Source organism: Mesorhizobium sp. A623, from assembly GCF_054489405.1.
In genome coordinates, this window is sequence record NZ_JBTMXB010000013.1 from 20,113 (window position 1) to 46,305 (window position 26,193).

Consider the following 26,193-nt stretch of genomic DNA (forward strand, 5'->3'; position numbering starts at 1 on the left):
CATTGGGGGCCAATAGCGTGCACATTTTTGATGTCTATTGGGAGATTAGTTACCGTAAGTTGTCAAGCATGCTGCGATTGCGCTCCCCTTTGGGCAAAAACGACGGAAACAGGAATCTCCTTGCCAAGTTGATGACGAATGGATATCAAAAAGCGTCAAATATGATCGAAATGCATCACGCTGGCGGCCGGTGCCGATGAACATCCGGGGCCAGCCGTGAGAGCGGGGGCTGAACAAGAAAGGCGATGGAACTGGAGGGGAGGAGCGCCATGCCCGAAACGGGCCTTATTCCGGCCGCCCGCAGAGCGCGTGCGCTGGAGCTTATCCAGCGGGACGGCGCGATCTCGATCCATCGGCTTGCCAATGAGATCGGGATGTCGATCTCGACAGCCAGGCGGGACGTCGACTACCTGTCTGCCGCGGGCTTTCTGGAACGTTCCCACGGCGGAGCGGCGTTGAGCATGCGCTCTCGAACAACTTTCGAACCTGCCACCGACATCGCCGGTCAGGTTGCCCGGCTTGAAAAAATAGCGATCGGTCGCCACGCGGCCAGTCTGATCGAAGATGGTCAGAGTGTCTTTCTGGATTCCAGCACAACCGTACTCGAAGCCGCCAATTCCCTGGTCAAGCGCGATCTGAGCCTGACGGCGGTAACCAACGATCTGCGCATCGCCATCGCTTTGAAAGACTTTCAAAAGGTGCAGCTGATCGTCCCCGGTGGCCAGGTGCGCGGCGGATCATTTACGCTTGTCGGCTCTCCCGCCGAAGCCATGATCCGTACGCTGCAGGCCGACATCGCGTTGATTGGCGTTCACTCGCTCGCAAATCTCAGGCCAAGCGAAACCTCGATTGAGGTGGCCAATATCAAGCGTGCCTGGATCGAGGCCGCGAACCGGGTGCTTCTGCTGCTCGATTCCTCGAAATTCAATCACTCTGCATTTTGCGAGATCTGCCCTATCGAGCGCATCGACGAAATCATTTGCGATGATGGGCTCGATCCAGAAAATAAAAGGCGGCTCGAGCAACTGGGCGTGAAAGTCACCGTGGTGCCGCTGGATCGGCGACCATGACACTCACCGCTTCTTGTGCTGTCGCCGGTCGAGGGAACCCTGCCCTGCTGATCGTGGCCGACGATCTGACGGGAGCGGCGGATTGCGGTGTGGTTTGCGTGAAACGGGGCCTCGATGCCGTCGTCGTCATGGCGCCGGACACGTTGGCCGAATTCGTTGACGTCGTGGCCATTGACGCCAATACGCGTGTCCTGCATGCAGAGGCGGCTGCTGAGAAGACCGCGCGCATCTTGACGGCGTTCGGTCACAAGAAGCGCTCGCTTGTCTTCAAAAAAATTGACTCCACACTGCGCGGACATTTCGGCGTAGAACTCGCTGCGATGTTGTCGGCGCGGCGTGGCATCGTTCCAGACAGCGTGGTGGTTCTGGCACCGGCCTTTCCCACTTTGGGGCGAACAACGGTCGACGGCAATCACCTCTTGTGGGGGCGGCCGCTTGAAGAGTCCGAGCCCTGGCGGAGCGAGGGTAAGACAGGACGTGCTTTCCTACCGCAAATGGTTTCGGATGCTGGCTTGCGCGCAGAGTTGCTGCCACTTGACCGCGTGCGGGAAGGCGACGACGCGCTGCTGACAACGATGAAGCGATTGGCCGCAAGGTCTGATGTCATTGCCTGTGATTCCGAGACCGACGACGATCTTGCCGCCCTCGCCAGAGCATCCTTCCAACTCGGTCGGGAGACGATTTGGGCGGGATCAGCGGGTTTGGTCGGCCATCTGGTGGATGCGGCTGGTCTTAAGCGCGCACAGGCAGAGCACATGCTTGCCGCAACGGTCGGGGCCCAGGTTTTCGTTGTGGGTAGCCGATCGGCAATCTCGTGGCGGCAGGCCGCAGCACTTGCCGCGCTGGATGGGGTCGAAGTCGTCGACATCGACCCCACAGCCTCCGCCGGTGATCTGGACAAGGTCGATTTCAAAGGGCGCTTTTCCGCCGCGCTCGAAACCGGGAAAACCGTGCTGATTTGGCAGGCTGGTGCGGAGCCGTCCATCGAAACGGCAAAGTCCCGGCAATGTGGCGACCTCGCTACCCAGATCGCCCATCACAAAAGCCGGATCGGCGCGCTGTTTGCAACCGGCGGGGAAACCGCGCGGTGCCTGCTAGAGGCGCTCGATGTGCGGGCGCTGCGCCTTATCGATGAAATCGAACCCGGCGTCGCTTTGTCTATGGCGGTTGGCGGCGGTGATCTTGCCATGATCACCAAGGCCGGGGCGTTCGGAAATGACGCGACCATGGCGGTGTGCCGGGCTGCATTCTCACACGCCGCGACGGCCTCGCGTGACGTGGCAACGGACCACAGGAGAGTTGGTGTGTAATGCTTCCCCTGATCGCAATAACCATGGGCGATGCCGCCGGTATCGGTCCCGAAGTCATCATGAAGGCCATGGCCAGTCCCAAGGTGCATGCGCGTTGCCGTGTTCTGGTGATCGGCGATCTGCGCCGGCTTGAGGCGGCTGGCAAGATCGTGGGCACCGCGCTCGAACTGCGAGCTCTCAAGGAAGATGCCATCGCGGCGGCAGACTACACATCGGGCATCGTCAACTGCATCGATCTGGGATTAATTCCCCGGGATCTGCCTTGGGGGCGGCTTTCGGCCACTGCGGGCGATGCGGCCTATCGCTACATCGAAATCGCCGCGCGCCTGGCAATGAGCGGCACAATCGATGCCATTTGTACCGCGCCGCTCAACAAGGAAGCGTTGCAGGCCGGGGGGCACATCTATCCCGGTCATACCGAAATGCTGGCCGCGCTTTTGAACGTCGACGAAGTGTCGATGTTGTTAACGGCGCCCAATCTGCGTGTCATCCACGTGACGACGCATATCGGGCTGGTCGACGCCATCGCCAAGATCGATCCGGGGCTAGTCGAACGCACCATCCTGCGCGGCCAGGATGTGCTGGAAAAGGCCGGTACCGGCCGCCGCAAGATTGGCGTGTGCGGGATCAATCCGCATGCCGGCGAGAACGGCTTGTTCGGCCACGGCGAGGAAGCTGAAAAAATCGTGCCGGCCATTCGCGCCTGCCAAGCCCGCGGCATCGACGTCGAAGGTCCGCTGCCGGCCGACACCTTGTTCTTCAGGGCGTCCCGGGGCGATTTCGATCTGGTCGTCGCCATGTACCACGACCAGGGGCATGGCCCGATCAAGGTGTTGGGGATCGATGCCGGCGTAAACGTGACCGTGGGCCTGCCGGTCATCCGTACCTCGGTCGATCACGGCACGGCCTTCGACATCGCAGGCACCGGCAAGGCGGACGAGCGCAGCATTATCGAGGCGCTGAACCAGGCCGTCCAGTTCGGTGCGCGTTCCAAGAATTCGGCCTCCACGGCGGTAGCTGCGGCGAGGGAAAGCTAATGTTCAACTTAAAGAGCCGGTGATGGTTGCCGGAAAACAGGGAGGAAAGTGAAATGAAAAGATATATGACGCTTCTGATGGTGGGCGCCCTTGTCGCATCCACCCAAATGTTCACAAGCGCCTGGGCGCAGGACACCTACAAGCCCGAGTGCTACGCTCCTGCGCCGGACAGCGCTTCGGTGATCTCGTATCCGGAGAAGCCGGGGCCCTACAAAATTGCCTTGGTCAATGGCTATGTCGGCAATGATTGGCGTGCCAATTCCATCCAAACCGCGAAAGCCTGGGGTGCCCGTCCCGACAACAAGGCCAAGCTGTCCGAGTTGAAGATCATATCCGTGGGCAATGATTCCACCGCACAGATCTCTGCAATCGACAACTTCATCGCCGCCGGCTACGATGCCGTGATCATCAATGCCGTCAATCCCACCGCCTTCGACGCGGTCGTCAAGCGTGCCAAGCGTGCTGATGTAGTGCTGGTCACCTATGACAACGTCCTCGACTCCGACCAGGTTGTGCAGATCAACGAAGATCAGGTCGAACTGGGCCGGATCAAGGCGCAGGCCGTGGTCGACGGCATCAAGGCCAAGAAGGGCGATGTTTCGGGGCAGGTTCTGGAAATCGATGGCGTCCCCGGCAACAGCGTCGATCGCGACAACCAAGCGGGCTTCAGCGAGGTCTTTTCCAAGTACCCGGATCTGAAGGTGATCAAGGTCCAGGGCGACTGGGACGTCGGGACGGCGTCGAAGGTGACGTCCGACGCCATCGCCACCAGCGGCAATTTCGACGGCATCGTTGTCCAGGAGGGCTCCGTTGGCGCGCTCGAGGCGATGGCTGCCGCGAAGCACCCGGTCATCCCGGTCGGGCTCGATGCCGGCAACGGCACGCGGATGCTGGTCTATGAGGGGAAGTACCCCGGTATCACTGCCGCCCAAGCACCGGCGTTGGCTGCGATGGCGCTGGAAGCCTCCGTCGTGCTGCTGGAGGGGAATGCCCTGCCGCAGAAGGTCTTCCTGCCGATCCCGCAGAAGAACAATGCGGATCTGGTAGAGGGCAAGGATTTCTTCCCCGACCTGCCGAAGACCTTCTACACGGCCACTGGCTTTCCGCAGTGCTTCCCCGTGTTCACGCCGGATGAGCTGAACGGCCAGACTGCCGATAACGCCGATTGAGCAAGAACACACGGATCTGGCCGGCGCCCGCGCCGGCCAGATCCGCGGCAAGGGGGCCCGCATGGCTGATCGCTATGTTGAACTGAAAGCGGTGTCGAAATCCTATGGCGGCGTTCCCGCGCTGACCAATGTGGATTTCCGCTGCGAGCCGGGACACGTGCACGCCATTCTCGGCGAAAATGGCGCCGGCAAATCGACGCTGATGAAATTGTTGGCCGGCGTCATCCAGCCGGACAAGGGAACGATCTCCATCGGCGGGCAGACGGCACGCTTTTCCTCGCCGCGCGAGGCGGCCGAACAGGGCACAGTCTGCATGTTCCAGGAACTGTCGCTGATGCCACACCTCTCGGTTGGCGACAATATCGTGCTTGCCGCCCCACGTACTCGGATGGGGCTGATGGAGCGTGGCGTTTATCGTGAGGCGCGTGAGGCGCTGGATCTGGTAGGAGCCAAGTCGATCCCGCTCGGCGCCCGCGTCTTGGGCCTGTCGCTGTCTGAACGCCAGCTGGTGGAAATCGCCAAGGCCGTGTTCCGCAAGCCCAAGCTCCTTATCCTTGACGAGGCAACCTCTGCGTTGACCAGCGAGCTCGTCGAAACGGTGTTCGGTGTCCTCAAAATGCTGAAGGAACAGGGCGTGGCGATCCTATTCATCTCGCATCGCATGCACGAGGTCGACGCCATCGCCGACCGCATATCCGTCTTCCGCAACGGCAAGCATATTGAGACCTTCGACGTTGGCGCGCATTCGACGGATGAGATCGTCGGCCTGATGATCGGCCGCTCGCTGGAAGAGCTGTTCCCGCCGCATCGCCCGCCGGTGCCCGACGCGGCACCGACCGTGCTGGATGTGTCCAACGTCAGTTGGCAAAGCCAGCTTGTCGATGTATCGCTTGCCGTGCGCGCCGGCGAAATCGTCGGGCTCGGCGGTTTGGACGCGCAGGGTCAGCAGCAGATCATGCATGCCATCTTCGGCGTGCTGCGCGGGGTGACGGGCCGCATTACACTGAATGGTAAGCGACTGAATGGTCTGAAGCCGCCAAGGCTGAAACAATCCGACATCGGCCTGGCGCTGGTGCCCGAGGATCGCAAGACCGAGGGGCTGATCCCCAGCATGTCGGTGGCGCAAAACATGTGCTTGGCAGCCCTTGGACGCGCACCCTTCGGCATGCTCGACCTGAACGGCAATAACGAGGCACGGCTCCAACAGCTGATCGAACGGCTGGGCCTGACCTATGGTTCGCTCGATGATCCGGTCGCGACGCTCTCAGGCGGCAACCAGCAGAAGGTGGTGCTGGCCAAATGGCTGGTGCTGTCGCCCAAATGTCTGCTGTTGATGGACCCGACGCGCGGTATCGACCTGCCGACCAAGGCTCAGATCTACAGGCTGCTCACCGATCTGGCGGCCGAGGGAATGGCCGTTATCCTGCAATCGACCGACTATGAGGAACTTATCCACCTGTGCGACCGAGTCTATGTTTTCTACCGGGGTAAAGTGGCCAAGGAACTCAAGGGCGATCACCTGTGCGCCGATGCGCTCATCGCCGCCTCGATGAATATGCACCTTCACTCTGAGGCCCAAACATGATGATCTGGCTTCGTCAAAATGCAAAGGAAGCGATCGCCGCGCTCGCGCTGGTGGTGCTTTTCACCGGCTATATCGCCATCCATCCACGCGGCTTTTCTACTTATGTGGTTACCATCTGGTCGAACCAGGGGGCGCTGCTTGGGCTTGCCGCAATCGCTCAGTTCTTTGTGGTTTTGGTCAAAGGGATCGACCTGTCGGTAGGGTCTATTGTCGCGCTGACCAACGTCGTCGCTTCATTTCTTCTCGACGGCTCTCCGGCGTCGATTGTTTTTGGTGTGATTGCAGTGCTGACCGTCGGGGTGGCTTGCGGGCTGGTGAACGGGATCGCGGTTGCCTATGGTCGGGTGCAGCCGATCGTCACGACGCTGGCGACCGGTGGCATCTTCGGCGGCATCGCCCTGTTTCTGCGGCCAACGCCCGGAGGCAGCATCAACGAGACTATGTCAGATGCGCTCACCTATGCAGTGGCGGGCATCCCGGTCTCGGCGGTCATTCTTGTTATCGTTCTAGTTGCGCTGTGGGTCCTTCTGCGCCGGACGGCCATCGGCCCCGCCCTTTATGCTGTCGGGTCGTCGGAACAGTCGGCTTATATGACCGGCCTTCGCGTGAACCGGCTCAAGCTGATCGCCTATGCCAGCAGTGGCTTCATCGCGGCCCTTGCCGGGATCTATGTCAGCATGGTCACGCTTACCGGCGATCCCAATATCGCGCCGTCCTACACGCTGAACTCGATCGCCGCCGTCGTACTGGGCGGAGTGGCGTTGAGCGGTGGCGTCGGCAGCCCCATCGGCGCGGTAATCGGGGCTTTGATCCTCAAGACGATCTCGTCGCTGATGTTCTTCTCCGGGCTGCCACCGTTGGCGCAACCGTTCTTCGAGGGATTGATCCTGGCAACCGCAATTGCACTCGGCGCCCTCGGCGTTTTCCGGGTGCGCAGCCGGCTTGAGTTGTACCGCTGATGAGGGATGCGACCGCACGATCCGTTCCGTCCCGCAAATCCCCCCGCTGGCTCAGCCGGGACCGTGTATCTGTCCTGCTGATCGCGCTGGGCTGCATCGTTCTGCTGTTGGGTGGTTCGGTACTGTACCCCGGCTTCCTGAAGCCCGGCTACATTCTACAACAGCTTCAAATCGCCGCCTTTCTTGGCATCATCGCCACCGGTGCCATGCTGGTGATCCTGCTGGGCGAGATCGACCTCTCGGTGCCCTGGACGATCACCGGCACGGCGATCGTCGTCATCTCGGTCTCTGACAGCTCCGATCCGGTGATCGCCAGCCTGGCAATTCCGTTGGGCCTATGCTTTGGCATGGTTGTCGGGGTCTTGAACGCCATCGGTGTTGCCATCTTTCGCGTACCCGCGATGGTCTGGACGCTGGCCGTCAACGCCATGCTGCTTGGCGCCGCGGTTTTCTACACAGGCAACAGCCGTCCCAACGGTGAGGTGCCCTGGCTGGCGACGCAGGCGGCCATCGGTCGGACCTTCGGCATCCCCAACGCCTTTCTCGTATGGCTTGCAGTCGCTGTAATCATGGTTTGGGTGCTCAAGCGTACCGTCTATGGCAATTACCTCTATGCACTGGGCAATTCGCCACGTGCCGTGTTCCTTGCCGGGGCACGGGTTCGTCTGGTGACAGTGGTGACCTTCGTCCTTGCCGGGATGTTTTCCAGTTTCGGCGCTATCCTGCTGCTGGGCTACACCAATCAGGCCTATCAGGGCATGGGTGACCCTTATCTCATGCCGGTCATCTCGGCTGTGGTGATCGGGGGAACCTCGATTCTGGGCGGTCGAGGGAACTATATCGGCACCTTCGTCGGCGCTATCTTCATCACGCTTCTGTCGTCGATCCTTTCGGTGATGCAGATGCCCGCTGCCGCACGCGAAATCATCTTCGGGACGATCATCTTGGCCATGCTGCTGGTCCACAGTCTCACCGATAAGAACAAGGACCTCTGAAAGTCATCTCCCACCGCAGTCTACCGATTTAAGGCGACACAAGGAACAGCGAGTCGAACAAGGGGGTCTCAATGACGCTTACCTCCGTGTTCCTCGTTGTCTTTGCCTCGTTCATCCACGCAACATGGAATCTTCTGTCCAAACGGTCCGCTTCGGTTGGCCCGATCTTCGTGTTCGCCTACAACGTAGCCGCCTGCGTGGCCTATGCGCCGTGGGTGTTCTATCTGCTGGTGCGCGGCGACACTAGTCAACGGGACAGGCGTTGTCGGGACTTGCGGCCGTGGTGGTTGGGATCGGGTTGATCGCGACGCAAGGTAATCTTACGGCCTTCCACCAACCGGGCGGACAAGCCGGCCTTTGTTGGGGAACGGACACTGGCGGACTGATCGCATCCTATAGAATATCGCGTCGATCACGGAACGAAGCCGATCCGGCGTTGTCGACCACGCCGTTTCGGTGATGGTAACAGCGGCTCGACAATAGACCACTGTTTGTCCATCAAGTTCGATGGGTATCGGCTGCAACTCGTCTTGATGTCTCCTACTGGGGGAGCAAGCCGACACCGCAATCGTTAATTTCCAAACGCCCTCTGAGAAATAGTGTAGTTCCTCCAAGAGCAGCCACTCGGGCTCAGATATTCTGCATCCAGCCAAGACCGGCGACTGTCCCTGCAGCCGGGCGGTATTCGCATCCCACATAGCCGCCATAGCCAAGTGCATCGAGGGCCGCGAAAATCCGTAAATCGTCGAGTTCGCCCGTACCCGGCTCGTTGCGTTTGGGAACGGAAGCGATCTGGACATGACCGATCAGCGGCATCATCTGCTCCAGCGCCGTCAACACGTCACCGCGCATCACCTGCCGGTGATAGACGTCAAACTGGAGGCGGAGATTGGCGTGCCCGAGATCATCGATGATCTCCCCCGCACGCTCAAAACTGTCGAGGAAATAACCCGGCATGTCGCGCCCGTTGAGCGGCTCGATCACCAGGCCGATGCCCTGCGCTCCCGCTGCGTCAGCAGCAAAGGCCAGGGCATCCTTGTAGCAAGCCTGCGCCACGGCGTCCCGCGACGAAGCGATGCCTGCCATCATGTGCAGCAAAGGCGCGTCGATGACACGGGCATAGTCGACCGCATCACTAACCGACAGGCGGAACTCCTCCTTGCGCCCAGACAAGGCGGCAAGCCCGCGATCCCCCTGCACCCAATTACCCGGCGGCATGTTGAACAAGGCCTGCTTCAAGCCGTTAGCCTTGAGGCGTTCGGCAATGGTTTCGGCAGGATGATCGTAAGGGAACAGGCATTCGACAGCCTTGAATCCAGCCGAAGCCGCGGCCGCAAAGCGGTCGAGGAACGGGCTTTCGTTGAACATCATGGTCAGATTTGCAGCAAGGCGAGGCATGATTACTTGGCCTGCTCCATTTCCGGCAGTTCGAGGCCCGAAATCCGAGCCAACAGGCGCGCGACCGAGGAATCGTCATCCTGTCCCATGCCAGCCGCTTCCGTCATGAGGAACAGTTGCAGCGCGGCACTCGCGATGGGAAGCGGGAAACTCTGCTTGCGGCCAAGCTCCGAGACGATACCGAGATCCTTGGTGAAGATCGAAACCGCACTGTGCGGCGCGTAGTCGCCCGCCAGAACATGCGGAATCCGATTCTCGAACATCCAGCTGTTGCCGGCCGACTTGGAAATCACCTCGAAAACCTTGGAGATGTCGAGCCCGAGTCGCTTGGCAAACGTGATCGCCTCGCAAGCGGCGGCGATGTGTACGCCCGCCAGAAGCTGGTTGACGATCTTGAACGAAGAGCCGATTCCAACATCGTCGCCCAGCGAATATACGGTCTGCGCCATCGCATCCAGGGCAGGTCGTGCAGCAGAGAATGCCGTCGCCGACCCGGATGCCATGACCGTCAGCTTGCCGGCATCGGCCTTGACCGAGCCGCCGCTGATCGGCGCGTCGAGATAGAGCACGCCGTGCTCGCCGGCGCGCGCCGCGAAATCCTGCGCTTCGGCAGGCGACATCGTGGCCGATGAAATGACAACCGAGCCCGACTTCATGGCCGCGACCGCACCATCCGGTCCAAAAAGCACAGCCCCCGTCTGGGCGGCATTGACAACCACCACGACGACAACATCGGCATCACGCGCAGCAGTCGCCGGCTTGTCGTAGGCTACACCGCCGCTGTCGGTGAGCTTTTCCAGCGCGGCCTTATCCAGATCGCATCCCGACACCGCATGCCCGGCACGTATCAACGACCGGGCCATGCCAAGGCCCATGGAACCAAGTCCGATAACTGCAACGATCCGAGACGGCTTCATACTCACTTCCCCAATGCATGATCCGCTTATGACAGCGCTAACACTAGATTTGACACAGAGGCTTGGCGCGTGCAAGAAAATTATGTTAGCGCTGTCATTCGCAAATTTGCATCGACTGAAAGGAAAATGGAATGCCGCCGGTTTCGCCGACATTGACCGACGTGGCCAAGATGGCTGGTGTGAGCGAGATCACGGTATCGCGGGTAGTGCGCAACAAAGGGCCAATCTCCAACGACACTCGTTCGCGCGTAACTGGTGCGATAGACGCGCTCGGTTATGTGCCGAACCGAGCGGCCAGATCTCTCGCTTCCTCCAACGCGCCATTGATCGGCGTTATTCTGCCGTCGCTTTCCAACATCGTCTTCCCCGAGGTGTTGCGGGGAATATATGCGGCACTGGCATCAACGAACTACCAGCCACTGATCGGCGTCACCGACTACGATCCCATAACCGAACAGCATATTGTATCGTCGCTGCTGGCATGGCAGCCCGCCGCACTCATCATGACCGGCTTCGACCATACAGATGCAACCCGCTCAATGCTCGCCAACCACCGTGTTCGTATTGCCGAGCTGATGGACATCGATGCAGAACCTATCGACATTGCCATCGGTCTCTCCCACCGCAAGGCCGGTTACGACAGTGGACGTCATCTCATCGAACGCGGTTACAGGCGATTCGGCTATGTGGGCCATGACTGGGACGCCGACAAGCGGGCCCGCATGCGCTATGATGGCCTGTGCAATGCGCTGATTGAAGCGGGATTGTCGCTTAAGGCCGAGAGCCGCTGTCCTGAGGCCAGTTCGACGCTGGCCGGCAAAGAAACGCTCGACGCGCTATTGCGAAAAGAGCCAAGCCTCGATGTCGTGGTCTTTTCCAATGACGATATGGCCGTCGGCGGTTTTTTCCACTGCCTGACGGCGGGCATTTCCGTGAAGGATGAACTTGGCCTGTTCGGCTTCAACGGGCTCGACATTGGGCAGGCCTTGCCGATGCCCCTGTCCACCGTGCGATCGAACCGCTTTCTGATCGGCAAGATCGCCGTCGAAACGCTCCTCGACACCGGAGAAAAAACCGACGTCCGCCGCGTCATCGACACGGGCTATGAAATATTCGAAGGCGCGACGGCGTAAAAATCAAACGGGACGGAGTGAACTGATATGCTTTTGGGTGCGGTTGCCGACGATCTGACTGGAGCCACTGATCTTGCGCTGACGCTTGCTCGAGAAGGCATGCGAACGGTGCAGGTGATCGGCGTGCCACCGGCAGGCTTTGATTTCGGCGATGCCGAGGCTGTCGTCATCGCGTTGAAATCGCGCACGATAGCCTCGAGCGAGGCCATCGCGACTTCACGCAGCGCCGCAGAAAGGCTGCTTGGCACTGGGGCCGAACAGATCATCTTCAAATATTGCTCGACCTTTGATTCCACGCCCGAGGGCAATATCGGCCAAGTCACCGAAGCTTTGCTAGATTTGCTCGACGAGCCCCTGACGGTCGCGTGCCCTGCCTTTCCGGCGAATGGCAGGACGGTCTATCACGGCCATCTTTTCGTCGGCGACATGCTGTTGTCCGACAGCCCGATGAAGGACCACCCGTTGACACCGATGGGCGACGCCAATCTCGTGCGGGTGCTGCAGCGACAAACCTCGCTTCCGGTCGGACTGGTTTCCCATGACGCGGTCAAGGATGGCAGCGAGGCTATTGCATCGGCATTTAAGGCCGCGAAGGCGAAGGGCGAGAGGGTGGTTATCATTGATGCCCTGACGGATGAGCATCTGCGTCAGATCGGCAGGGCGGTTGGCGGCATGAAGTTCATCACCGGAGGATCAGGCATCGCGCTCGGCCTGCCGGAGAATTTTCGGCGCGCAGGCAAAATCGGAAAGAAAGGTGCCGATCTCAGCTTTTCTGCCCCTGATGGACGCGCCGTCATATTGGCCGGCTCGTGCTCGGCCGCGACACGCCGCCAGATCAAGCGCGCCACCGAAGCAGACGTGCCTGCGCTGCAGATCGATCCGCTTCTGATCGCGCAAGGCCAGATTACCGCCCAAGGTGTCGCGGATTGGGTGCGGGAGAACCACCACCCCACGCCGCTCGTCTACTCGAGTTCCGATCCTGCCGAGGTATCCAGGGTTCAAAAGGAACTCGGACGCGAGCAGGCCGGCGCGCTGGTGGAAAACCTGCTGGCCGAGGTAGCTTGCGCGCTGAGGGAGGACGGCTTCACCCGCCTCCTTGTCGCCGGCGGCGAAACATCCGGTGCCGTCGTCAATTCTCTTGGGGTGAGCGCCTTGCGGATTGGTCCAGAAATCGATCCGGGCGTTCCCTGGACCCGTAGCATCGGCGACGAGAAGCCTATCGCCCTTGCACTCAAATCTGGAAATTTCGGTGCCGACGATTTCTTCCTGAAAGCATGGGCTCACATCCAATGAGCGCCATTCTTTCCGAAGAAACAAGATTGCGCGATCAGATCGCGAGCGTAGGTAAATCGCTTTTCGACCGGGGTCTGACTTTCGGCTCAACAGGAAATATCAGTGCCCGCTTCGGCAACGGCGACCTTTTGATGACGCCGACCAACGCTTCGCTCGGCGACCTCGATCCGGCGCGCCTGTCGCGGTTCAGCGCCGAGGGCGTGCATGTCGGCGGCGACAAGCCGACCAAGGAAGCCTTCCTGCATCAGTGCATGTATTGCCAACAGAAGCAGGCTAGCGCGGTCGTGCATCTCCACTCAACCCATTCGGTAGCCGTCAGCATCCTTGAAGACATCAACCCCAGCGACGTCCTGCCGCCACTCACCGCCTATTATGTTATGCGGGTCGGCTCCTTGCCGCTGGTGCCTTATTTTCCACCGGGTGACGAAGCGCTCGCCATCGCGGTCTCGGAAAAGGCCAGCCACAGCCATGCGGTGCTTCTGGCCAATCATGGTCCGGTGGTGGCCGGAAAAACCTTGCTCGAAGCCCAATATGCTACGGAAGAACTCGAAGAAACCGCCAAGCTGTTCCTGCTTCTCGAAGGGCGGCGTACAAGGCATTTGACAGCCGGGCAGGTGGAAACCTTGCGGGCGAACAGCCTGAAATAGAAGGGCGAAGCGTCATTGCATATTGCCTATGGTTACGGCCTGCAGAGCCCGACGCCCGGAGCACCCTCTACTTACGTGACGACAAAGGGATTTCGATCGTGTTGTCATAGTGCTCACAGGTAACACCGGCAGTACGACCCCGTACCTGTTTGGCAACGTCCACTTACCATCTAGTCGCTTCGGCTCACGCCATATTTCGTAAGGTGGTTTGCAATGATCATGCGCTGGATGTCCAAGGTTCCCTCGTAAAGCTTGCAGATCCGAGCATCTCTGTAGAGGCGTTCAAGCGGATAGCCCTTCAGATAGCCACATTCACCAAACGCCTGTATGGCATCGGACACAACCCGCTCAACCATTTCGCTCGCAAAAAGTTTGGCCATCGAAGAAGCCTCCCGGAACGATCCTCCGCTATCGACCAGTACCGTAGCACAGCGCGCCCGAAGCCCGTCGTTTGATCTGGCGCTCTCGGCTTACATAATTTCTATATTCAGGCACCAATGCTGAGCGCTTTGGAAAAGACGTGCAGCGAACGGTGACAATACGATAGGCTACTAACGACCCACCTCAACGATCAGATAAAACGTTCACATGCCATTTCGATTTATTCATACAGCTGACTTGCACCTCGACTCCCCGCTGCGGTCACTTGCGATGCGCAATGGCGATCTGGCTGAGCTGATTGGCGATGCAACGCGCCAAGCTCTGGTTGCGATCGTCGACCTTTGCATCGACGAACAGGTGGATGCACTCATCATCGCCGGCGACATTTATGACGGCGACCAGACGTCAATGAAAACCGCCCGGTTTCTGGCAAGCCAGATGCAGCGGCTACATGAGGCCGGTGTCGCCACCTTCATCATTCGGGGCAATCACGATGCTTTGTCGCGGATCACGCAAGAACTGATCCTGCCGCCATCGGTCACCGTGTTCGGCGGCCGCTCTCATACCATCGACATCGCACACGGGGATCTCGCTCTTTCGATTCACGGCCTGAGCTTTGCCAAGCCTCACGCGCCGGAGAGTCTGCTAGAAAAATACCACCGCCCTGCCCCCGATGCCGTCAATATCGGCATCATGCATACGAGCGTGGCGGGCGCTCCAGGTCACGACCTTTATGCGCCTTGCAAGGCGTCCGACCTACATGGCTGGGGTTTTGACTATTGGGCTTTGGGACATGTCCACGTCCGGGCGCAGCATGCTGGCAAGCACATAGTGGTAATGCCGGGGATGCCGCAAGGCCGGGACATCAACGAGGGCGGTGAGAAGACGGTCACGCTCGTTACGGTCAACGATGATCGCAGCCTTACCGTCGAGGAACGCCCGACGAGCGTTGCCCAGTTCGAACGCGTGTCGGTCGACCTTTCCTCCGCCGAGACTTGGCGGGAGGCGGTCGAGCTCATTGATGAGGCGATGGGTATTGCGCGCGACCGAACGCGTTCCGCACATCTTGTCGGTCGCCTTCGGCTGACAGGTGCGACGCCTCTGTCATGGCAGCTGCGCCGCGATCGCGATCTGCTGCTGGCGGAAGCCGAACAGCGCGCAGAGGGACTAGGCAAGACCTGGATCGAGAAGATCGAAATCACTACCACAGCCCCCATCAGCACACCGGTTGGCAGTGCCTCCGCCGACCCGGTCCTGGAGCTCGGCGATCTAATGCGCAACGACATCATTCACCAGCATGGTGTTCGCGAAGCCGTCCGCGATCTAGTCAAGGAACTCCGCGATGACCTGCCACCCGAGGCGCGCGGCTTTAGCGGCGATGATGAAGCCGCGTTCGAAGCCCTGATTGACCAGCTGCTTTCGGAGGGAAGCGAGGACATGCTGGCCCGGCTGAAGCCGGAAGCATCGGAGATCAGCTGATGCGCCTGCGCAGGCTCGATCTCACCCGCTACGGCAAGTTCACGGATTATTCGATCGATTTCGGAGAGCACGCCGCCGGTGCGCCGGACCTGCACATTGTCTACGGCCTGAACGAGGCGGGTAAATCGACAGCTCTCGCAGGCTTTCTCGATCTTCTGTTCGGCATCGAGGAGCGCACGCGCTATGGTTTTCTTCATCAGGGTAAGGCGATGGAAATCGGTGCCTGCCTTGAGTTCGACGAGCAGGCCCGTGAGTTCAAGCGCGTCAAGCAGCGCAGCAACTCCCTGCTGAATGAGCATGGGCAACCGGTCAACGAGGCGATCCTGAGTGCCCCGCTCGCCGGGCTAACGCGCGATGCCTATCGCATGATGTTCTCGCTTGACGATCAGACACTGGAAGATGGCGGCAACGCCATCCTCGAAAGCAAGGGCGATCTGGGCGAACTGCTGTTTTCAGCCAGCGCCGGACTGGCAGGCACCAGTTCCATTCTCGAAGCTGCGGTCGCCGAGGCCGACGGCATTTTCCGCAAGAGAGCGAGTTCGACGAAGATTGCCGGTCTGAAACGCCAGATCGCGGAACTCAAATCCAAACGAGATGAAATCGACACACAGGCGTCGGCCTACAAGGCGCTTACGACAGCGCTCGAGCAGGCCGAGGTCGCATATGACGCCGCCATAAAGGAAATCGGTACGGCAAAGGCGCGCCAGGATGAGATTGCCCGCGTCCTACGCGCTCACCCTCTGGCGGCTGAATACAGCCAGGGAACGGAGGAGCTCGGGCAATACAAGGATCTGCCGCACCCTTCGGCTGAATGGGTGGCAGCGCTTCCCAATCTCATCGTCGAGGAGACGCGGCTTCAAACTCAGTCGGCCGGCTTCGGTCAGCACGAACAGAAGATTCGGGAGGAGCTTGAAGGACTGGTGGTCGATGAACGTCTGTTTGAGATGGCGGACCGTCTCGATCAGCTGGCAGATGCCGCCGCGCGCTATACGACCGCGGAGGAAGACCTGCTGAAAAGAAAGGATTCGCTGTCTGAGTGGACCCGCAAGATTGATCTCATCCTGGCTACCCTGGGTCAGTCGGAGGTCGATGATCCGAAAACGCTGCTAATACCGGCCGCTATGATCGGGACATTGCGTGATCTTATTTCCGACAAATCCGGCATCGATGTCGCTCGCCAGTCGGCCGAAAAGGAACATGACGCCGCCCGGAAAGCCCTGGAAAAAGAACAACGCGCACGGCAGATGCTCGACGGCCAAAGCGCTTCGATCGATGCCGGAAAGGTCGCACAGCTCCAGTCGATTCTAACCCGCCTGCGTGACGGCAATCTTGCAGCCGAACTCCGCCTTGCCGAGCGCGACATCCTCGACAGGCGGCAGGCTTTTGACGATAGTGTCGGCGGGTTGCATCCCTGGACCGGCGATGGCAACGCTCTTCGGCAGATCTCGCCGCCCCGTGCCGACCGCCTTGAAGCCTGGAAATCATCCCTCACCGCCATCGACAAGCGGCGATCGCAGATCGAAGAGCGGGAAAGAGAGCTCTCGACAAACCACGAGGAGGATGCCGCAAGGATTTCTGCCCTGCGCGAAGCCGCCACAGTCATGGATGATGAAGAGGCAAAGGCCGACCGCCTCGAGCGGGACGAGGCATGGACGCATCATCTGTCGGAATTGGATCGGGAGTCGGCCCATCGTTTCGAGAACAGGATGCGAAAGACCGATGCGGTCGCCGCTGCACGTCTCAACGGCGCCAAGGAACTCGAAGAACTGCGATCTCTGACGGCGGCGCTGGCAGTGACCAAAGTCAGCGTCGATCGGCAAAGCGGATTGCTGCGCGAGACTGATGAGGAACTGAAGACCTTGCGCCGCGAAATCAGGTCGGAAACGCCGGACGAAATCGATCTGCGTGCCGATGCCTCCGCGGGTGCATGGCTGGCAAGGATCGGCCAGTGGACAGAAAGCCGCGCTGCAGCCCTGACTGCGTGGGATGATCTGCGTCGCGCCCTAAACGACCTCGAAGAGGCAAACGGTGCGCTCGAAACAGAGCAAAACTCACTCACAAAGGCCTTGACTGGCGTCGGGATCAACGTCGGCGGGATAGGCTTGGCGGCTCTGGTGCAGGCGGCCGAAACCACCCTCGCGGACAATGCGGCGCTCCAGACCAAAAAGACGGAAGCCAAAAAGCGGCTCGAAGAGCTTGATGCAGCGTTGGCCGAACGAAAGCAGGTTCTCGACGAAGCCGCCAAAGCATCCGAAGCATGGCAACATGACTGGACGGCAGCGCTCGCGACCACGTGGTTCGCTGACCGGCAAAGCAGCGTCGGCGCGGTGCGGGAACTCCTCGACGCGACCGCCAATCTCCCCGAAGCCTTGCGCGAACAGGATGAGATGCAACATCGCATCAATGCCATGGAGTCGGATCGAAAAGCCTTCGCCGATGCGGTCAGGCAGCTGCATAACGACCTCGGCGATGCGTTTGACGGCAACAATCCGGTCGCCGCGGCGAAAGCCTTGATCCGGCGGATCGAGGAAGCCAGGCAGGTCCAGTCGAAACGACGGGAGCGCGGTCAGTCCCTTGCCGATCTCGCGATTGAACGCGAGCAGTTGGACGGCGAGATTTCCACCCATGCCGCGCGCAAGAGGGAGATGACAGACTTTTTCCACGTCGACACGCTGTCCGAGGTCCGGCAAGCGTTGGAGCGCTGCCGGAAAAGGGATGAGCTGGTCGGGCAGCAAAACAGATTTGAACGGCAAATCATCGGCGACATGCAGCAGCAATCGCTGGAGGATGCATTGGCCAGCCTTGCCAGCGCCGACCTGGGCGAATTACAGCGGGAGCAGGCCGAGCTTGTGACACGGCTTGAGGATCTGGACGGGCGAGCGAAGAACCTGTTCGCGGACAAGGCGCGTGCAAACGACCGCCTAACCGCCATCGGAGGTGATGATGCTGTTGCCCGCATTGAGGCGCACCGGCGCACGTTGCTTCTTGAAATCGAAGATTTGGCGCTCCGCTATCTGCGCCTGAGAAGCGGCAGCCTGGTCGCCGAGCACGGCATTCGCGCCTACCGGGACAAACACCGCAGCGCGATGATGAACCGGGCATCCGAAGCGTTCCGGCTGATCACTCGTGACGAATATACCGGCCTTGCCACGCGACCTGACAAGGACCGCGAATCGCTGATCGGCTTGTCACGGCACGGCGGCTCGAAGCTTGCGGTCGAGATGTCCAAGGGTACGCAGTTTCAGCTGTATCTGGCTTTACGCTTGGCCGGTTACGAGGAGTTCGCTGCGGCACGGCCATCGGTACCTTTCATTGCTGATGACATAATGGAAACCTTCGACGAGCCACGCTCAGAGGAAGTGTTTCGGCTGCTCGGACAAATAGCCCAGGTCGGGCAGGTGATCTATCTCACGCACCATCGGCATCTATGCGAGATCGCCGCTCAAGTCGCACCGCAGGTAAACGTTTGTGAGATTGCATAGACAACCAACACGTGAGCACCATCAGGCGACGGCCGGCGTAGCGGCGAACGCGAACTGCGTTTCGCATCCGCCATGCGCACATACCGGCTTATTCAGGCCGAACGGGCGCTGGTATTTCATCCGGCCGCAGGCACCACATTTGAATTGTTCGCGAAACGCTTTGAACTCTTCCCAGCGTGCCTTTTCATCACCCATTGAGCCGTCACCATAAGGTCCATCTTGAAAGTGGCTTCCGAAGTTTTCGATATTGCCTTTGATCAGGCTGTCGATGAAGCGGTTGTTTACCCCCGGTACTTTCCCAGGCACCAACTTCAATCCGCTCAGCATACTGCCAATTGCCGAGGCTAGCTCGGCCCGTTCGTAGGAATACGCCTTTTCGAGTGGTCGGATGCGAACGCTCACGCCAAAACCCCGCGCCAGTCCGAGCAGCCATTCCTCCTCGGCCTGCCGCATCTCGTTGGCCGCGAGTTCCCCTGCAACCCAGCGCGCCTCGATCATCTCGTCCGTCACCTTATTATCGGCGAAGCGCGGGCCGTAGGCCGGATCGAAGGCGATAATGCGCGTGAAGTGCCAATCTTTCGCTTGAAGCTGGTCTTTCAGGTAATTGAAGAAGCGCTCGTCATGGGTGACGAGGATGATCTGGCAGTCGCCGAACATCTTGGCGATAAGCGCGCCGATTGCCCGGCGATGATCAGCATCGTATGAGGTAACGATGTCATCGAGCGCAATAACGGGCGCGCCGCCGTTAAACGCCTTGATCGCGGCCAAACGCAAGGCGAGCGCGACCGAATGGATTTGAGAATCGCTTAGATAGCCGCCGGGCGCCACGCCTGTGCGGTTCTTGGCGAAGTCGATGACTAGTTGCATTTTGTTCTGCGTGGCCTCGTCATCGCCCGGCAATTCCAAGCGAATAGCCCTTGCGTTTGCACCCTGAATCTCGTTGTAGATGTCGTTCATCGGTACTTGGAGCGTGTCGAGAAGCGCCTGCATTTTGTGGCGAATCGCGTCGGAAATCAGTTTCGCCTGCGCGCCAAGCGCCTCATAAAGTTTAGTCAGTTCCTCCGATGTCTTGACGGCGAGCACGATCTCATCTTGTAGTTCCAGAAGGTGAGCGATTTTGACCTTCGCCTTCACCCAGGTATGATCACCCTGCTTCGCCTCAATCGCCGCGATGTCCTCGTCGAGGTCAGCGAGCATTGCGGCGATCACGGCAATGATGTCGGCCGAAGCCGGCGCTTCAGCGACAGGCCAGGCGGAGACACCCGCCTGATAGGCGATCAGCTTGGACTTGGGTCCACTTTCGTCATCATCATTTAGATGCTCGATCAGACCGGGCAGCCGCGCCACGAGACGGTTGTGTGCCTGTGTGGAAGTAGTGCTGGCTGTGTCAAGCACAGACTTAGCTTCGCCATAAGCCTTCAAATCCGCGAGATGTTCGGCCAGCAGATCGCGGATCGCGGCCGTGCTTCCTGCGGTGGTTTGGTTGATCGGCGTCGTACAGATTGGGCATGCGTCCGGTGCGCCAGCATCATCGGCGAATAGCGTCTCCGCTTCATTCCAGATGGTGCGGAAGACGGCTCCGGCCGCCTTATCGCGTTCATCAGCTTCGAAAACACGCGCGTCAGCAAACTCGGCAAGCGCAACTTCAAAGTCATAGATAGCGCCGCTGACAACAGCGTCGCCGCCAATCTCCGGTTCAGCCTTCAACCATAGCGCTGCGGCGGCCGCGCGAGCCTGTTTGAGGCCCGCCAGCCCGATGCGGTTTTCCTCAGCCTGAACGCGCTTCTCGACCTCTGCATAGGACAAATCGTCCTTCTGAAACGCCGCGAACGTCAGCCCCTTGTCGAGGGGAGCAATCACGCTGTCGTTGACATAGGCCAGCACTGCCGGGGCATCCCAGGACTGCACCACTTGGCACGTCTGCTTGCCCATCTCGCCATCGAGGCGGGTCAATTCCGCCTTACTTTCGGCTGTCGCCTTCACATCTTTGCGGAGCGCGCGGAGATTCTTTTGCACCTCGACCAGTGAGGTCAGTTGCAGCCAGCCAGCCACATCGGAGTAGCGGGTCTCGGGTTTGGTGGTCTCGACGAATGTTCGCAGCGTGTAACCGCGGATGATGGGCGATACGACGAAGGATGCAGCCATCTCGGTCGCCGCCGCATGGATCGAGCGTTCGGAACCGGAAGCGGCGCGACTGCCAGTTGTGATCGTCTTTCCGGCAGTGGTCGAGAACCTGACCACGGGCGCGATCCCGGCGGCCTGCGCGCCGTAATGCGCCAAGGCTGTCGGCCCGGCTTGGTTGTTAAGGGATCGCTGACCAAGCCGATCCAATGTTCCGTGATCCGAAAACAGGAATTCGAGCGCATCAATAACGCTCGATTTGCCGCTCCCGTTTGGCGCAAAGATTGCTAAACAGCGCTTCTGACTGAAGTCGAACGTCTTGGGCTGGAGATAGGCGCGAAATCCTTCGAGAGTGAGCGACTGAAACAGCGTTGTGTCAGCCATCGACAGTGTCCGATTCCGGAGGAGCGGCGCGCTTTGCGGCAAGCTTCATAATAGCTGTCTTTGCATTGGTGACCGCGTCGGCATGCGGATTGGTCGTCAGGATGTGATCGATGACAATGCCCGCGAGATCGGTGTCGATGCCCTCAGATGTCTTCAGCGTCTCCGCCAGCGCGGCGAGAATGGCTTGGGGCGTCTCGGGCTTGGCTGTGAAAGCCTCGACAGGGACTGTCTCCGCTGCTGCCTCGCCCGCCCTCGCGTCAACTGCGACTGCCGCCCCATCTGCATCCGACATAATTCCCCCCAACGGCCCGGGCCGTGTTCACTCCTCGAAGAACAACGCGGTAGATTCTTCGACCAGCCCGCATTGTCAAAGTTATCTGATTTAAAGCCTCTCGAAAATGCCGCGAATAGCGGTTGCGCCGATTTGAACGCGAAAGCCTTCGAGGCTGTGGACGGCAACGCTAGGAGCCTTGTTGGCAGCGTCCTTTTCTCTTTCGGCGTGGCCGCAGGCAGCGCGCGGTACCAGCCCATCTCCCCGGCATCAAAAGCCGCCTTTCAAGCGAGGTTGGTACAACTTCTGCGCGCCGACCTCAATCATCGACATCGTCGAAGATCGTGCTGCTGTCTGCTGCAGCCGACGTCGCGGAGATGCTTGCCGACGTTATCGCCTGCGCTGACCAGGCGGAAGGTTCTGAGGAGGGCTCGTCCTCCTCGAGCGTGCTGATATGGGCGCTGATTTCGGCGTAGAAGGTATAGAGCGGCTCCGTCCGTCCATGCGGGAAGAAGAAGGCCTCGGCCTTTTCCATGCTGTCCTTGAACTCCTCATAGAGGCTGAGCTCGTTGTCCGAGGAGAACCGGCCGCGCAGGTCGTCCATCAGGCTCTCGATATCATTCAGCCATTCTTTGCGGAAGCGTGCAGCAAGGTCGTCGAACTCGTCGTCAGTGAATATCTGGTGGTACATGTCGTTCGCGAACACCTTGGTCCGCATCCAGGTGATCGCGTCGTCGCCCACGCGTTCGACGATCCGCCCTCGGGCCGCTTCGGGCAGGAGGCCATATGAGTTGAGGGCCGCCAAGAGCAACAGGCTACCCGGCGAAAGGTCGTTGGTGTTCATCGTTGCTGCCCATTCGAGAATGTCTGGCCGCGCAGCGACGATCTTGCCGAGAAAGCCGTCACCCGCGCGGGCGCCGAGGAACGACTTGAAACTCTCGTCGAGCGAACGATCCTTAAACCGCCCCAAGAGTACCGGAAACAACGAGACCGGGACGCGGACATGGGCGTGTTGAGCGGCCAACGGTGCGCATACGACCTGGCGGACAAGCCGATCGACCTTGGCGCCATTCACATAGAGCTCGACCAGTTCGGGGGAGCGGGCGACGATCTCGGCGAACGCATCGGTCACGGTCGGATGCCGAAACACCCAGCGATCACCGTCTTCAGCCGAAAGCCGCCTCGTGAGGCTGTCATTCAAATGCTCAATCGCCCTGGCGACGGCGGCCGGCTGTACGCCCAATAGCCGCGTGACCATTTCGAGCGCCGGGTGCTGGCCGATCGGCGACGGCACGCCGTTTTCCGAGTTGAGGAAAATCAGCGCGACGGCGCCGAGCGACGGCGCATCAAGCTGTTCGAGCACTTCGGTCAGGAACTCGACCGGCTGCTCGACAAGCTCCTTCAGCCGCCCCGCGCTGAGCTTCAGCTTCCCGGTGAACAGCGGATCACCGAGCCGCCGCGCGGTCTCGGGCAGAAATGCCTTGTTGGCGGCGACATTGGGCAGAAACAGCTTCAGCCGCTGGCGCATTGCCTGGGGATGGACACGGCGGACATGGTTGTAGAGCATCTGCGCGCGTTCATTGTCGCTTAGCTCCTGGACATTTACAACGACCTGGCTCTCCTTGAACAAAGGGAACGAACTCAACTTGAGATGAAGTCGGGCCGCCTCCCAAATATAGTTGCGGGACGTGAAGATGAGGCGGGCGCCGCCCTCGATTGCCGCGCGCAGCGTGCCGAGCTCGGCGTTCCACCGGCTCATTCGGTCAACGTCGAAGTGATTAGGCCCGAAGGCATCGTCGACCCACAGCAACTGCTTTTCGCCGGGATGCCAGAAGTGCAGCTGATCGGGAGCGTTGATCTTCACGGCACCGATGCAGCCGTCGTCGAGCGCGCCCAGCGCCAAGATCGCCGCGATCGTCGATTTGCCAGAGGCCGGGTCACCAAGCAGGATGACGAAGCGATGCTCTTGGAGCGCCTTGACTGCATCCCGATAGGCGTTGGTCGGCACGAAGCAGCCGAGATCGGATCCCATATTGTCGAGGATCGCCTTGGCCTGCATGTAGGCATGGTCGGTTATGATGTGGGAAAGGTCGCCGATCCCGTAGATCCGGGGCACCAGCATGCGCAGGCGCACGCTCTCGTCGAGCTGCTGCTCAATCCACGAGCCGCCAAAGACTAGGCATCGCTTCACGCCCACCGACTCGAACGCGGCGCAAATCTCCTTGTCCGCCTCACCCGAGACGCCGGCGTTGGACAGGATCACATAATCCTCGGCGAGCCCGTCCTTGGCGAGTTGCTCCGCCTTCGGCAGTTCGTTCTTAAGGTTGGCCAGCGTCAAGTTGGCGCCGGGCTTCCCCATGAACTTGCACTGAAGCGTCGACTTGACCGGCTGACCGTTATCCCCAGTCCATGTCCCAAGAAACGCTCCATCCCGGCCTCCATCGTTCGACCCCAAGAAGGTCTGCACCGGGCGTTTCAGGATCTCGGCCGCGACCGCCGCGGCGAGATCCTGAAAGGCCTTCCAGCCCAATCTGGTCAGATCAAACGTCATCCCTGTGTTTCGCCTACCGAATCATCCTAGTCGTGAGTTGGCAATTGTCGCCGAGGATGAGATCCAAAGACAACCGCTTAAGACATCTCATCTTCAACGAAGTCTGTCTTCGGCTCCTCCTCGTCCCCGTCGCGCTCCCCGCGACCCAATCCGGCCGGAATCTCGCCGACGAGCAGCTTTTCCTTGGACAGCAGGCCGGCGACTTCGAGGGCCTCGAAGTCGGGCAGGTCGCGCAGCGTGTCGAGCGAGAAGTGGGAGAGGAAGGTCTTCGTGGTGACATAGGTGTAGGGTGCGCCCGGCGTCGGGCTGCGCGGCCCAGAGGCGATGAACTCTTGCGACCGCAACGCGCCGATGGTGTCGCGCGAAACCTCCTTGCCGAAAAAGCTGGAGAGCTCACCGCGGGTGATCGGCTGGAAATACGCCACACACATCAAAACCAGCGTCTCGCTCTGCGACAGCGCGCGAGATTCTGCCGCGCTCTGCCCCGTCGCCGCTTGAATTGCGTCGGAATAGATTTTTCTGGTCCGGTGCTGCCAGCCGCCCGCTACCGCCACCAGCTCGTAGGGCCGCCCAGTGAGTTCGGCACGGATGTCGTCGATGATCAGATCGATGTTGCAGTCTTTGCCGACGACACGCGCCAATGTTTCGCGGGTCACCGGCGTGCCGGTAGCAAAGATCACCGCCTCGACGCGCAAAAGCCATTCGCGCCAACGCAGCTCCGGCGGCAGGTGCTCGAGCTCGATGTCCAGCAATGCCAACTCAGCATTTTCCTTTCGGCGGACGAACGGTTCTGCCATCGTTACAGCCCAAAAAGCCGGAAGGTGGAACGGCCCGATAATTCTCGCACGGCCTCGAACTTTTGCAGACGCTCGAACAGACGCCGTGAACCGAAGCGCGACAGATTTCTCGTGGTCAGTGAGCTTGGCACGGCATCGTCGTCCAGCAGTTTCTGGATCACCTCGCCTGCCCCCTTGGCGCGCAGTTTTGGCGCCACCGCCATGATTTGTTGCGCGCGCCGGTCGATTTCACCGGCCAGCCGGCAGGCTTCGGCCGCGCCCTGCGCCAGCGCCAGACAAACAGCTCGCTCAAACCCCTCCTCTCCCGGCTTGATCCGCCCCCGACTACCATCAATGCGGAACACGGGCGAAAAAACCTGGGCCATCAGCAGCGGCACCGGTTTTGGCCAGCGCAGGCTTTGCGCCAGTGCCAGGTCGGCACACCACCAGGCCAGCGCTTCGGCACCCGACGACAGGGCAACAATCTGGTCGGCGATTGCCGCCGCTGCGAACGGCGCCGAGCGGCCGGCGCCGACCAAGGCCCCGATCTCGCTGGGAATTGATGCGAACGTATCGTCCCAGCGTAGGCCGAGCCAGTCAACGATCTCGGCCATCTTGCCGGCATCCAGGGGCGTTTGCCGTGACGCCAGCTGCCGCCAGGCGCCGTAAATGGCGCCGGCGGGGCCGGCATTGTCGCCGGCTGCGCGCAAATGCCAGGCATCGCGCAACGCGGCCTCGTCTTCGCTACGGCCGGCTAGGCGGCAGGCACCGGCCGCGCTTTTCAGGGCCAGGCGCTGGCGCCAGCACCCGGCCCAGACCGGGTCCGATCGGACCAGATTATCGAGGGAAGTCAAGGCGGCGCCGGCGCAGAAAGCGGCGTCAACGTCGTTCGAAACCGACCCCACGGGAAGTGCCCAGGCGGGCACGCGCGGTGTCGGGGGCGAGGCAATGGGCGACGGGACGGCACGAATCATGGAGGCCAGCATAAATCGAGTGTGCGTTTTCTGCTACCTATAATGCAATAAACCGCACCGCCTGTCGTTCGGAATAAAAGAATGATAATGTTGCCTTATCGCTCGTAATTGGAACGTGGGCCGAAATGGCTCAAAATCTCGAGCAAGAGCCCGCAAACGGCCCTCAACCCGGCTCCGCTCGACGACAGTGAGAAAATTGGCGTTCATCATGAGAGCCGGCGTCAGCAGAAACGGGCGCGCCATCGACCGACAGGCCGTCGC

At 60.3% G+C, this 26,193-nt stretch carries 20 protein-coding genes and 1 pseudogene; 13 read left to right on the forward strand and 8 right to left on the reverse strand.

All coding sequences use genetic code 11. The features are described 5' to 3' along the window. Positions 1–269 precede the first annotated feature (269 nt). The 8 genes from ACX3P1_RS15055 (at position 270) to ACX3P1_RS15090 (ending at position 8,427) form a co-directional block, all read left to right on the forward strand. The gene (locus ACX3P1_RS15055) at positions 270–1,070 is read left to right on the forward strand and encodes a DeoR/GlpR family DNA-binding transcription regulator (RefSeq protein ID WP_459080402.1); all 801 of its coding nucleotides are present in this window, start codon (positions 270–272) and stop codon (positions 1,068–1,070) included. Beyond that, positions 1,067–2,380, forward strand: coding sequence for a four-carbon acid sugar kinase family protein (locus ACX3P1_RS15060; RefSeq protein WP_459080403.1), 1,314 nt, complete (start codon positions 1,067–1,069; stop codon positions 2,378–2,380). The genes ACX3P1_RS15055 and ACX3P1_RS15060 overlap by 4 nt, the downstream gene beginning before the upstream one ends. Next, positions 2,380–3,417, forward strand: a complete 1,038-nt coding sequence (pdxA, locus tag ACX3P1_RS15065) for a 4-hydroxythreonine-4-phosphate dehydrogenase PdxA (RefSeq protein ID WP_459080404.1) — start codon at positions 2,380–2,382, stop codon at positions 3,415–3,417. The genes ACX3P1_RS15060 and pdxA overlap by 1 nt, the downstream gene beginning before the upstream one ends. Before the next feature lie 65 nt (positions 3,418–3,482). Further along, positions 3,483–4,586, forward strand: coding sequence for a sugar ABC transporter substrate-binding protein (locus tag ACX3P1_RS15070; RefSeq protein ID WP_459080405.1), 1,104 nt, complete (start codon positions 3,483–3,485; stop codon positions 4,584–4,586). Between the two features lie 61 nt (positions 4,587–4,647). After that, the gene (locus ACX3P1_RS15075; protein WP_459080406.1) at positions 4,648–6,171 is read left to right on the forward strand and encodes a sugar ABC transporter ATP-binding protein; all 1,524 of its coding nucleotides are present in this window, start codon (positions 4,648–4,650) and stop codon (positions 6,169–6,171) included. 53 nt (positions 6,172–6,224) lie between these two features. Continuing rightward, positions 6,225–7,130: an ABC transporter permease gene (locus ACX3P1_RS15080; protein WP_459080407.1), complete on the forward strand. Its 906-nt coding sequence runs from the start codon at positions 6,225–6,227 to the stop codon at positions 7,128–7,130. Further along, on the forward strand, positions 7,130–8,125 hold the full coding sequence (locus tag ACX3P1_RS15085) for an ABC transporter permease (RefSeq protein WP_459080408.1): 996 nt from the start codon (positions 7,130–7,132) through the stop codon (positions 8,123–8,125). Before ACX3P1_RS15080 ends, ACX3P1_RS15085 begins: the two co-directional genes overlap by 1 nt. Positions 8,126–8,196: 71 nt before the next feature. Continuing rightward, positions 8,197–8,427, forward strand: coding sequence for a hypothetical protein (locus ACX3P1_RS15090; protein WP_459080409.1), 231 nt, complete (start codon positions 8,197–8,199; stop codon positions 8,425–8,427). Positions 8,428–8,755: 328 nt separating this feature from the next. Here the strand turns inward: ACX3P1_RS15090 and otnI are convergent, their stop codons facing one another. Further along, complete coding sequence (gene otnI, locus ACX3P1_RS15095) at positions 8,756–9,523, reverse strand: 2-oxo-tetronate isomerase (protein ID WP_459080410.1); 768 nt, start codon at positions 9,521–9,523, stop codon at positions 8,756–8,758. 2 nt (positions 9,524–9,525) lie between these two features. Beyond that, positions 9,526–10,440 carry an L-threonate dehydrogenase gene (gene ltnD / locus ACX3P1_RS15100; RefSeq protein WP_459080411.1) on the reverse strand — a complete coding sequence of 305 codons (915 nt, stop codon included), beginning with the start codon at positions 10,438–10,440 and terminating at the stop codon, positions 9,526–9,528. A gap of 161 nt (positions 10,441–10,601) precedes the next feature. Here ltnD and ACX3P1_RS15105 point away from each other — a divergent pair, with 161 nt between their 5' ends. Genes ACX3P1_RS15105 through otnC form a run of 3 tightly spaced genes read left to right on the forward strand, consistent with a single transcriptional unit; the run spans position 10,602 to position 13,513 of the window. Further along, positions 10,602–11,573 (forward strand): LacI family DNA-binding transcriptional regulator, encoded by a 972-nt coding sequence (locus ACX3P1_RS15105; protein ID WP_459080513.1) that lies wholly within the window; start codon positions 10,602–10,604, stop codon positions 11,571–11,573. Positions 11,574–11,600: 27 nt separating this feature from the next. Further along, complete coding sequence (otnK, locus tag ACX3P1_RS15110) at positions 11,601–12,866, forward strand: 3-oxo-tetronate kinase (RefSeq protein WP_459080412.1); 1,266 nt, start codon at positions 11,601–11,603, stop codon at positions 12,864–12,866. Next, entirely contained in the window at positions 12,863–13,513 is a 651-nt protein-coding gene (otnC, locus tag ACX3P1_RS15115; RefSeq protein WP_459080413.1) for a 3-oxo-tetronate 4-phosphate decarboxylase, read from the forward strand. Before otnK ends, otnC begins: the two co-directional genes overlap by 4 nt. A 170-nt stretch (positions 13,514–13,683) precedes the next feature. On the opposite strand, the pseudogene ACX3P1_RS15120 reads toward otnC, so the two are convergent. Continuing rightward, positions 13,684–13,941: pseudogene (locus ACX3P1_RS15120) on the reverse strand (acyl-CoA dehydrogenase family protein); the annotation flags it as partial. Between the two features lie 160 nt (positions 13,942–14,101). Here ACX3P1_RS15120 and ACX3P1_RS15125 point away from each other — a divergent pair. Further along, on the forward strand, positions 14,102–15,373 hold the full coding sequence (locus tag ACX3P1_RS15125) for a metallophosphoesterase family protein (protein ID WP_459080414.1): 1,272 nt from the start codon (positions 14,102–14,104) through the stop codon (positions 15,371–15,373). Continuing rightward, a complete protein-coding gene (locus tag ACX3P1_RS15130) occupies positions 15,373–18,855 on the forward strand; it encodes an ATP-binding protein (RefSeq protein WP_459080416.1) in 3,483 nt (1,160 codons plus the stop codon). Before ACX3P1_RS15125 ends, ACX3P1_RS15130 begins: the two co-directional genes overlap by 1 nt. Positions 18,856–18,876: 21 nt before the next feature. Here the strand turns inward: ACX3P1_RS15130 and ACX3P1_RS15135 are convergent, their stop codons facing one another. The 5 genes from ACX3P1_RS15135 to ACX3P1_RS15155 form a co-directional block, all read right to left on the reverse strand. Further along, positions 18,877–21,360: an AAA family ATPase gene (locus tag ACX3P1_RS15135; RefSeq protein WP_459080417.1), complete on the reverse strand. Its 2,484-nt coding sequence runs from the start codon at positions 21,358–21,360 to the stop codon at positions 18,877–18,879. Further along, a complete protein-coding gene (locus tag ACX3P1_RS15140) occupies positions 21,353–21,652 on the reverse strand; it encodes a hypothetical protein (RefSeq protein WP_459080418.1) in 300 nt (99 codons plus the stop codon). The genes ACX3P1_RS15135 and ACX3P1_RS15140 overlap by 8 nt, the downstream gene beginning before the upstream one ends. A 298-nt stretch (positions 21,653–21,950) precedes the next feature. Beyond that, the gene (locus ACX3P1_RS15145) at positions 21,951–24,182 is read right to left on the reverse strand and encodes an nSTAND3 domain-containing NTPase (RefSeq protein ID WP_459080419.1); all 2,232 of its coding nucleotides are present in this window, start codon (positions 24,180–24,182) and stop codon (positions 21,951–21,953) included. Between the two features lie 77 nt (positions 24,183–24,259). Further along, on the reverse strand, positions 24,260–24,979 hold the full coding sequence (gene scpB, locus ACX3P1_RS15150; RefSeq protein WP_459080420.1) for an SMC-Scp complex subunit ScpB: 720 nt from the start codon (positions 24,977–24,979) through the stop codon (positions 24,260–24,262). A 2-nt stretch (positions 24,980–24,981) separates the two neighbouring features. Beyond that, entirely contained in the window at positions 24,982–25,944 is a 963-nt protein-coding gene (locus tag ACX3P1_RS15155; RefSeq protein ID WP_459080421.1) for a DUF1403 family protein, read from the reverse strand. Positions 25,945–26,193 lie beyond the last annotated feature (249 nt).

Bases quoted from the DNA above. Each gene is read 5' to 3' on its own strand.
- pdxA (WP_459080404.1), top strand. From the start codon at position 2,380: ATGCTTCCCCTGATCGCAATAACCATGGGCGATGCCGCCGGTATCGGT.
- ACX3P1_RS15060 (WP_459080403.1), top strand. From the start codon at position 1,067: ATGACACTCACCGCTTCTTGTGCTGTCGCCGGTCGAGGGAACCCTGCC.
- ACX3P1_RS15075 (WP_459080406.1), top strand. From the start codon at position 4,648: ATGGCTGATCGCTATGTTGAACTGAAAGCGGTGTCGAAATCCTATGGC.
- ACX3P1_RS15125 (WP_459080414.1), top strand. From the start codon at position 14,102: ATGCCATTTCGATTTATTCATACAGCTGACTTGCACCTCGACTCCCCG.
- scpB (WP_459080420.1), bottom strand. From the start codon at position 24,979: ATGGCAGAACCGTTCGTCCGCCGAAAGGAAAATGCTGAGTTGGCATTG.
- ACX3P1_RS15070 (WP_459080405.1), top strand. From the start codon at position 3,483: ATGACGCTTCTGATGGTGGGCGCCCTTGTCGCATCCACCCAAATGTTC.
- ACX3P1_RS15155 (WP_459080421.1), bottom strand. From the start codon at position 25,944: ATGCTGGCCTCCATGATTCGTGCCGTCCCGTCGCCCATTGCCTCGCCC.
- ACX3P1_RS15055 (WP_459080402.1), top strand. From the start codon at position 270: ATGCCCGAAACGGGCCTTATTCCGGCCGCCCGCAGAGCGCGTGCGCTG.
- ACX3P1_RS15085 (WP_459080408.1), top strand. From the start codon at position 7,130: ATGAGGGATGCGACCGCACGATCCGTTCCGTCCCGCAAATCCCCCCGC.
- ACX3P1_RS15140 (WP_459080418.1), bottom strand. From the start codon at position 21,652: ATGTCGGATGCAGATGGGGCGGCAGTCGCAGTTGACGCGAGGGCGGGC.
- otnI (WP_459080410.1), bottom strand. From the start codon at position 9,523: ATGCCTCGCCTTGCTGCAAATCTGACCATGATGTTCAACGAAAGCCCG.
- ACX3P1_RS15135 (WP_459080417.1), bottom strand. From the start codon at position 21,360: ATGGCTGACACAACGCTGTTTCAGTCGCTCACTCTCGAAGGATTTCGC.
- ACX3P1_RS15090 (WP_459080409.1), top strand. From the start codon at position 8,197: ATGACGCTTACCTCCGTGTTCCTCGTTGTCTTTGCCTCGTTCATCCAC.
- otnK (WP_459080412.1), top strand. From the start codon at position 11,601: ATGCTTTTGGGTGCGGTTGCCGACGATCTGACTGGAGCCACTGATCTT.
- otnC (WP_459080413.1), top strand. From the start codon at position 12,863: ATGAGCGCCATTCTTTCCGAAGAAACAAGATTGCGCGATCAGATCGCG.
- ltnD (WP_459080411.1), bottom strand. From the start codon at position 10,440: ATGAAGCCGTCTCGGATCGTTGCAGTTATCGGACTTGGTTCCATGGGC.
- ACX3P1_RS15130 (WP_459080416.1), top strand. From the start codon at position 15,373: ATGCGCCTGCGCAGGCTCGATCTCACCCGCTACGGCAAGTTCACGGAT.
- ACX3P1_RS15145 (WP_459080419.1), bottom strand. From the start codon at position 24,182: ATGACGTTTGATCTGACCAGATTGGGCTGGAAGGCCTTTCAGGATCTC.